This window comes from Aeromonas sp. 601027, from assembly GCF_049174455.1.
Taxonomy (GTDB): domain Bacteria; phylum Pseudomonadota; class Gammaproteobacteria; order Enterobacterales; family Aeromonadaceae; genus Aeromonas; species Aeromonas veronii_A.
The window spans coordinates 23,701-33,022 of the sequence record NZ_JAAKTN010000022.1; the positions used below are offsets into that span (position 1 = coordinate 23,701).

Genomic DNA, 9,322 nt, shown 5'->3' on the forward strand with positions numbered 1-9,322 from the left:
TCTTTGGGTCTCTCGGCCGTCCCCCTTGCCGTGACCCGAATGGCCAGCGACAAGGGAGCAAGAATGCGCGGGGAGAGTCGCCTTAGAAGGGCATCTTGAAGCCTGGCGGCAGTTGCATGCCACCGGTCAGCTCGCCCATCTTGGCCTTGTTCTGCTCTTCCACACGGCGCACGGCATCGTTGCAAGCGGCGGCAACCAGATCTTCCAGCAGCTCCTTGTCATCTTCCATCAGGGAGGGGTCGATCTCGATGCGACGGACGCTGTGACTACCGGTCATGGTGACCTTGACCATGCCTGCACCGGCTTCACCGGTCACTTCCATCTGAGCCAGCTGCTCCTGCGCCTTCTGCATACGCTCTTGCATCTGTTGGGCCTGTTTCATCAGGTTCCCCATTCCACCTTTACCAAACATATGTCGTCTCTCGTCTTGAAATCCGGCATCCAGCGCCGGGCTGTGGGCTTGTCTGTCCTAGATGGGGACAGCCAAACTGCTTTTCAACCGGAAGCAAGCTCCCGGCCACGGAATTTAGCGGTTGAGGGGCTCGATGCTCTCGTGATGGAGCACGGCACCAAACCGCTGAACTAAAAACTGCACGTTGGGATCCTGCTCCAGATCCCGGGTCACCTGCTCGCGCACCCCGAGATAGAGGCGATGCTCGATCTCGAGGGGGGTCTCCTTGTCAGGCACCACACCGAGCGTTACCTCGACCTGCACCGGTTGACCCAGCGCTGGCCCGATGATCTCGGCCAGATCGGCGCGCGCCTTGTCGCTCACCAGATGGCGCTGCTCGGGCTTGAGGGTTAGCAGTACCTTGTCCCCTTCCCGCGTCATCACCGAGTTGATGGCCAGCTGGCGCAGCCGCCCTCCCACCTGAGTGTGAGCGATCAACTCGGCCCAAGGGTCGCCGCAACCATTGAGCAGCGAGGAGGGAATCAGACGGATCGCCTCCCCCTCTTGCGGCTCGCTGTCGCTTTCGAGCTCATCCCAGTCGATGGTCTCCATCACTGGTTGAGGGGGTTCATCCTGCGTCACAGGGGCAGCAGCCACCGCCGTGCTTGCAACGGGCGGCTGGGTCGCTGGGGTGGACGTCACCGCTGGCGCCGCAGCGCTGCGCTCACCGGGTCGATAGCTCGGCTGCCCGTCGAGATCCCAGGGTGGCAGATCGGTTGGCTGGGCCGGTGCCGTGACGGGGGCGTGACTCATTGCTGGAGCCTGCTCGGCAAAGCCCTGATTGAGGTACTCTTCGTATTCCCCGTTGTCACCCTGTGGCTCGTAGCCATCGCCATAGAAATCCACCGGCGGCAGATCATCATAGTGACCCATCGCCGCCATCCCCTGCCCGGCCGGTTGGCCGACCGGAGCTGGCTGTTGCGAGACGACCGGTGCAGCAGCGGGCGCGACAGGGCGAGCTGGCGCAACTGGTACTGCGCGCGGCGCAGGCGCCGCCGGGGCATCCTGACCTCGCTGGCGGCTGCGCAGCATATTTCGCTTGCCAAGCAGACTCTGCATGCTCGATACCGCTGATACCGGTTCAGCAGCGGCAACAGGCGTTGCTGTCGCTGCGAGCGCGGGCTCGAAGGGGGCGGTCAGCGGCTCGCCACGGGAATAGTCGGTATCGGCTGCGGCAGACGCTCGATCATCCGCATCTGCGGGCTGTGCAACCGAGTGCGCAGACACATCGGGCTGCACATGGGGTAACGCGGGCTCGGGTTGATACCCCATGCCTGCGGCTTCACGCAGCAGTTCATCCTGCTGGCTGAACAGCTCGGCGGCTTGTGCCTCCTCCTCGCTATCGGCGGGGTTGCCGATGTCATCCACCATCGAAGGCAGGAAGACATCAACCGCGGGCACGGCACTGGTAGCAACAGGGCTGGCTAGCGGTGCAGGCACGGCGCCGCTGATCGGTGCCAGTGCGGCCGATTCAGCGGCCGGGCGCTTTCCCGGCAAAGAGGCAACCGAAGTAGCGCTGCTCACCGCACCGCTCGTCATTGACGGGGGCAACGCGGTGAGGCTGGCCGGATGCAGGGCATCACACCTTGGGGAGAAGGCGAGCATCCGCAGGCAGGTCATCTCCAGCGCAGTGCGGCCATCGGGGGCCCAGGGCAGATCTTTACGGCCACCCAGCACGATCTGGTAGCAGAGCTGCACCTCTTCCGGGCTCATCGCCTTGGCCAGTTGCAGCAGGGAATCGGCATCCGCCCCCTGCTCCTGCACACTGGCAGGCAGCAGCTGCGCCATGGCGATGCGATGGAGCAAGCCTTCCAGCTCGGCGTGGAGCTGATCAAAATCGGGGCCCAGGGTGGCGATCTCGGTGATCTTGGCCATGGTCGCTGGCGCATCTTGCCGCAAAATGGCTTCCAGCAGCTGGTGCAGATGGCGGTGATCGAGCGTGCCCAGCATCGCCAGCACGCTGTCGAGGCGCACGCTACCATTGCCGTGGGCCAGCGCCTGATCGGTCAAGCTCAGGGCATCGCGCATACTGCCGTCAGCGGCTTTGGCCAGGGCCAGCAGCGCACGCGGTTCAAAGGGCTGCCCCTCCTGATCCAGCACCCATTCGAGCTGCTTGGCGATCTGGGTCTGATCCAGACTCTTCAGATGAAACTGCAGGCAGCGCGAGAGAATGGTAATGGGCAACTTCTGCGGATCCGTGGTGGCCAGCAGAAACTTCACATAGGGGGGCGGCTCTTCCAGGGTTTTCAGCAACGCGTTGAAGCTGTGGCGCGACAACATGTGCACTTCATCGATGAGGTAGACCTTGAAGCGGCCGCGGGCCGGACGGTACTGCACGTTGTCGAGCAGCTCGCGGGTATCTTCCACCTTGGTGCGGGACGCCGCGTCAATCTCCAGCAGGTCGACAAAGTTGCCCTGATCGATCTCGCGGCAGGTATCACAGACGCCGCATGGGTGGCTGCTGATCCCCTGTTCGCAGTTGAGGCTCTTGGCCAGAATACGGGCGATGGTGGTCTTGCCGACCCCGCGGGTACCGCTCAGCAGATAGGCGTGATGCAGCCGTCCCTGATCCAGGGCGTTGGTCAAGGCGGTCAGCACATGTTGCTGGCCTACCACTTGTTCAAACGTATGGGGGCGCCATTTACGCGCCAGAACCTGATAGCTCATAAATCCATCATGCAGGGAAGACAGGGCATTGAGGCCGGATGCTAACACAAATGGCGGGCTGGCTGTATCGGCTATCGGTGAGAGCGGGAGGGATCGCTTGATTTTCAAACCGATGCCCGCAGGGCACCGGTTCAATGCAGGCCCGATGCAGAGGATCGGGCCGAAGAGGCTTTACTCGCCGGCCAGCTCGACCAGTGAGACCACCTTGATGCCAGCGGCAGTCAGGCGGGCATCGCCGCCCAGAGACGGCAGGGAGATGATGAAGGCCGCATCGGCCACTTCACCACCGGCACGGCGGATCAGCTTGACGGTCGCATCGACGGTACCGCCGGTCGCCAGCAGATCGTCCACGACCAGCACCTTGTCACCGGGCACGATGGCATCGGTGTGCAGTTGCAGGGTGTCGGTGCCGTACTCGAGGGCATAGGACTCCTCGATCACTTCGCGCGGCAGCTTGCCCGGCTTGCGGACCGGCACGAAGCCCAGTCCCATGGCGAAAGCGACCGGTGCACCAAAGATGAAGCCGCGGGCTTCGGTGCCAACAATCTTGGTGATCCCTTGATCACGATAATGATTGGCGAGCAGATCGATGGTGGCCTTGAAGGCCTCGGCGTTCTCGATCAGGCTGGTGATGTCACGAAACAGAATGCCCGGCTTCGGATAGTCGGGAATGGTCTTGATGCTTGCTTCGATAAATTTCAGGGTTTCCGGATTCATGTGTTGACCGCTTATTTTTTTGACCCAGGGGTGGCCATTTTTTCTCAATTCCCTTCTGCGGGAAATAAAAAAGCCTGTCACGCAAAAATGACAGGCCGACTCCATAGCATTATTGCTGCAATAGCTTAGGGACTTCACTTCACCATTGCAACTGGCTCCAGCACTGGCAGACGCATTAACCAGGTGAGCAGGATCACCATTATGACAACCAGCAACCCCTTGACCCACAGCAGTGGCACCACCGCTAGTGACACCGAAAAGGTGAGCAAAATGAAGATAATGGCGCGCCGTCTGGCCTGACGACGAATGCCGCGATACTGCTGCCAATCCACGATGGGCGGGCCAAACCAGGGATGGGTCAGCAACCAGCGATGAAAACGGGGCGATGAGCGGGCAAACAGGGCGGCTGCCAGCAACATGAAGGGGGTAGTCGGCAAGAGCGGCAGCACAATGCCCACAATACCGGTGGCAAATGCCAGCCACCCGAGCGCCATCAGACACCAACGCTTCATTCCTTCTCCTTGCGTGATTTATCTCCCTCTAGCCTAACAGAGTTTGAGCGGGTGCTGACAGCGGGCCGCAACCCCACTACAATCTGCCCTCTTTTTTCTCCCCACTCTCGTCGGAAAGCCGTTATGCGCGTTATTTTGGCCCCCATGCAGGGGGTACTGGATCACCTGATGCGGGAGGTACTCACCTCCGTCAATGATTACGATCTCTGCGTGAGCGAGTTTATCCGGGTCGTCGATCAGCTGCTCCCCGCCAAGGTGTTCTACCGCCTCTGCCCTGAACTGCTGCAAGATGGCAAAACCCGCGCAGGCACCCCGGTGCGGGTGCAACTGCTGGGGCAACACCCCGAGTGGCTGGCCGAGAACGCCGTGCGCGCCATCGAGCTGGGCTCCCCCGGCGTCGATCTCAACTTCGGCTGTCCCGCCCCTACGGTCAACAAGAGCAAGGGCGGTGCGGTGCTGCTCAAAGAGCCCGAGACCATCTACCGCATCGTCAAGGCGGTGCGCGAGGCGGTGCCTGCCCATCTGCCGGTGAGCGCCAAAATTCGCCTCGGTTACGACGACAAGGATCTCTATCTGGAGAACGCTCAGGCGGTCTTCCAGGGGGGCGCCAACGAGCTGGCCGTTCATGCCCGCACCAAGCGCGAAGGCTACAAGGCCCCCGCCCACTGGGAGTATGTGGATGCCATTCGCCGCGCCCTGCCCATCCCCGTCACCGCCAACGGCGAGATTTGGGATCACAAAGATGCCCTCGCCTGCGCCAGGGTCTCGGGTTGCGATGCCCTGATGGTCGGGCGCGGCGCCATCTCCCTGCCCAATCTGGCCAACGTGATGAAAACCGGCTGCCCGCACATGAGCTGGGCCGAGGTGCTGCAGTTGATGGTGAGCTATACCGAGCAGGATCTGGACAGCGAAAAAGCCGACTACTACCCCAGCCGCATCAAACAGTGGTTCAGCTATCTCAAGCGGGAATATCCCGAAGCGGACCTGCTGTTTCAGGAGATCCGGGTGCTCAAAGAGACGGATCCGATCCGCGATGCCCTGCTGCAAGCAGCCAAAAGCCACAGCTAACCACGTTTAACTTGACGCATATCATCTTGATAAAGTTATCGGATCCCTATACTGCCCCGAATCTGTCGTCTGTCCTGTGGGGGATAATGTGTGTGAAATGACGCAAGCACAGTTGACTGTCTGGCGTAATCGCCTGCTGTCAGACTGGGCCCAAGTAAGAGAAACGCTGATCGGTCAGCTTAAAGCTTGCCGCCGTGACGAGTGGGCCGAACAGGTCGGTCACTGCGAGCAGGATCAACTGGTGGAACTGACCAGCCGGCTGGATCTGCCGAAGGTTGAGCAGAGCGTGGCTCGCCTCAAGCGGATCGATGCGGCACTCTGCCAGATGGATCTCGGCCTCTATGGCCTCTGCTCCGATTGTGAAGAGCCGCTTTCCATCGAACAGCTGGAACAGGATCCGACCCTGCAACGCTGCCCGCGCTGTGAAACCCGTTATCGCAAGGGATTCCACGCCCACGAACTGTGAGGGATGCACATCAGTGCATCCACTCACCCCTCTTCTCTACTGGTTAGTCCGTCATTCCTGTCCAATACTCAACCCTATCAGCCGATCCGGGGGGATAAGGTGTGTACAGAGTCTTGCTGATATGGTGTTTATGCTGCCAAGCAATAGCACAAGAGCCCCTGGTTGTAGGCTGGACAGAGTGGCAACCCTTCAGTTTTCGCGATAAGCAGCAACAGTTGCGGGGGCTGGACGTTGAGCTGGTCCACGCCATCTTCCAGCGAGCCGGTTATCAGGCCAGATTCAGCGAAATGCCTTGGTCTAGGGTGCTTCATGAACTGCGTTTTGGCACGGTACAACTTGCCATGTCTGCCAATATCACCACCGAACGACAACAATATGCGCGATTCACCCATCCCTACCGGGAAGAGCAGGCCGTTATTATTATCCGCCGGCAGGATGAGCAACGTTGGCGCGACATTACCTCGCTGGCATCGCTGCGCGAACGAGCTGACTTCAATATTGGTGTCCTCAAGAATTTTGATTACGGCAATGCCTTTCGCCAGCTGATGACCGAACCCGAAATGCAACCACGCCTGCAGATACGCCTGAGGCTGGATCAGCTGTTGAAGATGCTACGGGCTGGGCGAGTTCAGGGGCTCGTGCTAGACCCCCACGGGATGCAGGGGTTGAGTCATGATGGAGATATACTTTCCGAATTCAAGATCCAGCTGCCGCTCGAGCAGACACCAGTACACCTGATGCTGAGCAAAGAGAGCACCACAGAGGCGCAACTGCACCGGATCAATCAGGCCATCCATCAGTTGAAACAGAGCCCCGACTATCAGCAGATCCTCGACCGCTACCAGTTCAGATCACTGCAACCATAACAAAACACCCAATGAGCAAGGGGAGCATCCGCTCCCCTTGCCGTCTCAAGCAAACCCTATCTTGTCTCAAACTACCCTTGTTGCGACTTGCCAAGACGATTTGGCCACCGATGACATGATGGGTTACCTCTGCCCGTCAGCATCCCAGCACAATGTCGGCAAGATGGGCGAAGTGGTGGATCTCGTGGGTCGCATCGCATTCCCCCGAGTGCCGCCTCGGGTTATACCAGCAGGTGGCCAATCCCTGTGACGCAGCCCCGGCAATATCAGTTTTCGGATTGTCCCCCACCATTAGCACTCTGGCCGGATCCGGCTTCCCCATCAGGGAGAGGGTGTGCTGGAAAATAGCCGGCGCCGGCTTGGTCACCCGGATCTCGTCAGAGATCACCAGGGGCTCGAACCACTCGCTCCAGCCCAGTTTTCCAAGTCTGCCACGTTGGGGGACGCTGAAACCATTGGTGATGATCCCCATCCGCACCTTGCTGCGCAATTGCTGCAGGGTCTCGACCACCCCTTCGAGGGGCATGCTAAGGGCAATGATTTGCTCCAGAAAGGTATTGTTCATCGCCATGGGGTCGGCGGCAACTTGCTGGGCAAAGAGGGAGAAGCGGGTCTGCTGTAGCACTGTCGCATCGATCTCGCCATCGTTGTACTGCTGCCAGAGCTCATGGTTGATAGCATGATACTGCGCCATGCTGGCGTCATCGGCCTCCACACCATAGATCTGCAGAGTTTGCACCAGTGCCTCGGCGACCGGGAAATCGAGCAGGGTTTCATCCAGATCGAACAGCACCCAGTCATAGCTTGGTTGTTTCACAGAAATCCTTTTATCAGTCAGATTATTCGGAAGCTGAGTGCCCCACTCGACCGAGTGGGCCAGCCAGCAGATCCAGCGTGAGCCGCACACCAAAGCCGGTCACTTCGCTGGAGACCACCCCATTGCCCCCCTTGTTGCGAAAACCGCTCAGGTCGAAGTGCAGCCAGGGCGTCTGCTCGGGGATAAAATGGGCAAGAAAGCGGGCCGCATCAATGTGATCCGGCGAACTGCCTGGTGCACACTGCAACAGATCGGCCCACTCGCTCTCGATATTTTCATCGTAATCCTCATCGAGCGGAAAGGGCCAGACTCGTTCACCGCTGTGCTGACCCAGCTTGACCAGCGATGCCAGCCATTCGTGGCGATTGGTAAAGACGCCGCTATAGCGACTGCCCAGTGCCCGCTTGCAAGCGCCGGTCAGAGTCGCATAATCGATCAGCAGATCCGGGGTATCCTGCGCCGCCATCGTCAGAGTATCGGCCAGCACCATTCGTCCCTCCGCATCGGTATCCACCACTTCGATGGTGAGACCATTCATCGCTGTCACCACTTCACCCGGACGATAAGCCTGGGGACCGATATGATTCTCGGCAATCGCCAACCAGCAGTGAACCTCATAGGGCAGCTGAGCCCGACTGATGGCATAAAGGGTACCCAACGCCACCGCACTGCCCCCCATATCGAGATGCATGCCATACATGCTGCCGGAAACCTTGAGGTTATAGCCACCTGAGTCATGGCAGATCCCCTTGCCCACCAACGCAATGCGGCGTACCGGCTTGGACGGGTAGTAGCTGAGCTTGACCATGGCCCCCTGATTATCTTCCGAACCGCGGGCTACCGCCAAAAAAGCCCCCGCTCCCAGCTCGGCCAGCTGCGCCTGATCGTAGTGATGGCACTGCCAACCTTCATCCTGAGCCAGCTGGCTGACGAACTCGCGATAGCTGGCCGCAGTCAGCTCCGAGGCGGGTAACACCGCCAAATGACGAGCCAGCCCATTGCCCCCTGCTTCGCTGTAGATACGAGCGAGATCCAGCACTACAGCAGGAGAGACCGACACATGCTGATAGTTCCAGCCACTTTCGCTACGGCTTTTGCTGGTCGGCAACGGTAGATTGGCGGCCAACAGAGCCGACAACATCAATTCAGCCAGCATCACCCGCTCTGAGGGGGAGAACCCCTCCAGATGCAGCCCGAGCCGCTCTACCTTGAGCCCGGAGAGCGGGGCTATCCAACCTCTGACCTGCTTATAAAGACGGTGATCCCGCGTCACATTGCCGGTCACCAATATGACCAGCAACAGGGTGGAACCATGCATCAGGGTGAAAGGTGCTTTTTGCCCAAGCGCCAACTGGGTGTTGATCCCCGACAGGGCCGGTAGCGACAGCAATGCCTCCTTTTGCTCTTCGGCGATCAGCAGCAGTTGCAATGGCAAGCCCTGTGAAAGGGTCTCGGTCAGCGTGGCATCCCGGCTTTCAATAGCAGGAGGAAGATAGGTAAAAGGAGTGATCACAGGCGCGTGCCTCATCCATGAAGAGATATCTGATGATACCTAACAAATGGTCGAGACGACCAGTTATGGTCTTGAAAAAGCGCAGGAAACAGCATTAATCGCCATCGGTTGCATACCCGATGGAGATATATTCAATGTAATGAGGGGGAAAAGAAGAAAACTATCAGGAAGTTGGTTGCGGGGGCCGGATTTGAACCGACGACCTTCGGGTTATGAGCCCGACGAGCTACCGAGCTGCTCCACCC

Annotated in this window: 10 protein-coding genes; 4 read left to right on the forward strand and 6 right to left on the reverse strand. The window is 59.5% G+C overall.

Annotated features, from left to right (window positions below; all coding sequences use genetic code 11):
• Positions 1–82: 82 nt before the first annotated feature.
• From G5193_RS21160 to G5193_RS21175, 4 genes are all read right to left on the reverse strand, one after another.
• Positions 83–412 (reverse strand): YbaB/EbfC family nucleoid-associated protein, encoded by a 330-nt coding sequence (locus G5193_RS21160; protein ID WP_005333445.1) that lies wholly within the window; start codon positions 410–412, stop codon positions 83–85.
• Between the two features lie 114 nt (positions 413–526).
• Entirely contained in the window at positions 527–3,118 is a 2,592-nt protein-coding gene (gene dnaX, locus G5193_RS21165; protein WP_421207276.1) for a DNA polymerase III subunit gamma/tau, read from the reverse strand.
• A gap of 171 nt (positions 3,119–3,289) precedes the next feature.
• Positions 3,290–3,835: an adenine phosphoribosyltransferase gene (apt, locus tag G5193_RS21170; protein ID WP_005333447.1), complete on the reverse strand. Its 546-nt coding sequence runs from the start codon at positions 3,833–3,835 to the stop codon at positions 3,290–3,292.
• 134 nt (positions 3,836–3,969) lie between these two features.
• Positions 3,970–4,347, reverse strand: coding sequence for a YbaN family protein (locus tag G5193_RS21175; protein ID WP_005352406.1), 378 nt, complete (start codon positions 4,345–4,347; stop codon positions 3,970–3,972).
• A 123-nt stretch (positions 4,348–4,470) separates the two neighbouring features.
• Between G5193_RS21175 and dusC the strand changes: the two genes are divergently transcribed.
• The 3 genes from dusC to G5193_RS21190 all read left to right on the forward strand — a co-directional run bounded on the left by dusC (position 4,471) and on the right by G5193_RS21190 (position 6,747).
• Positions 4,471–5,415, forward strand: coding sequence for a tRNA dihydrouridine(16) synthase DusC (dusC, locus tag G5193_RS21180; RefSeq protein WP_227342739.1), 945 nt, complete (start codon positions 4,471–4,473; stop codon positions 5,413–5,415).
• Between the two features lie 97 nt (positions 5,416–5,512).
• Positions 5,513–5,881: a TraR/DksA family transcriptional regulator gene (locus G5193_RS21185; RefSeq protein WP_005333451.1), complete on the forward strand. Its 369-nt coding sequence runs from the start codon at positions 5,513–5,515 to the stop codon at positions 5,879–5,881.
• A gap of 158 nt (positions 5,882–6,039) precedes the next feature.
• Positions 6,040–6,747, forward strand: coding sequence for a substrate-binding periplasmic protein (locus G5193_RS21190; RefSeq protein ID WP_227343044.1), 708 nt, complete (start codon positions 6,040–6,042; stop codon positions 6,745–6,747).
• Between the two features lie 136 nt (positions 6,748–6,883).
• On the opposite strand, the gene yjjG is transcribed toward G5193_RS21190, so the two are convergent.
• Positions 6,884–7,564, reverse strand: a complete 681-nt coding sequence (gene yjjG, locus G5193_RS21195; protein ID WP_216953489.1) for a pyrimidine 5'-nucleotidase — start codon at positions 7,562–7,564, stop codon at positions 6,884–6,886.
• Between the two features lie 22 nt (positions 7,565–7,586).
• Positions 7,587–9,077 (reverse strand): M17 family metallopeptidase, encoded by a 1,491-nt coding sequence (locus tag G5193_RS21200; RefSeq protein WP_227342736.1) that lies wholly within the window; start codon positions 9,075–9,077, stop codon positions 7,587–7,589.
• Positions 9,078–9,123: 46 nt separating this feature from the next.
• Between G5193_RS21200 and G5193_RS21205 the strand changes: the two genes are divergently transcribed.
• On the forward strand, positions 9,124–9,322 hold a 199-nt coding region (locus tag G5193_RS21205), incomplete at its 3' end, for a hypothetical protein (RefSeq protein WP_421207280.1).

Coding starts and splice junctions, on each gene's coding strand:
- G5193_RS21160 (WP_005333445.1), bottom strand. CDS start 412: ATGTTTGGTAAAGGTGGAATGGGGAACCTGATGAAACAGGCCCAACAG.
- dnaX (WP_421207276.1), bottom strand. CDS start 3,118: ATGAGCTATCAGGTTCTGGCGCGTAAATGGCGCCCCCATACGTTTGAA.
- apt (WP_005333447.1), bottom strand. CDS start 3,835: ATGAATCCGGAAACCCTGAAATTTATCGAAGCAAGCATCAAGACCATT.
- G5193_RS21175 (WP_005352406.1), bottom strand. CDS start 4,347: ATGAAGCGTTGGTGTCTGATGGCGCTCGGGTGGCTGGCATTTGCCACC.
- dusC (WP_227342739.1), top strand. CDS start 4,471: ATGCGCGTTATTTTGGCCCCCATGCAGGGGGTACTGGATCACCTGATG.
- G5193_RS21185 (WP_005333451.1), top strand. CDS start 5,513: ATGACGCAAGCACAGTTGACTGTCTGGCGTAATCGCCTGCTGTCAGAC.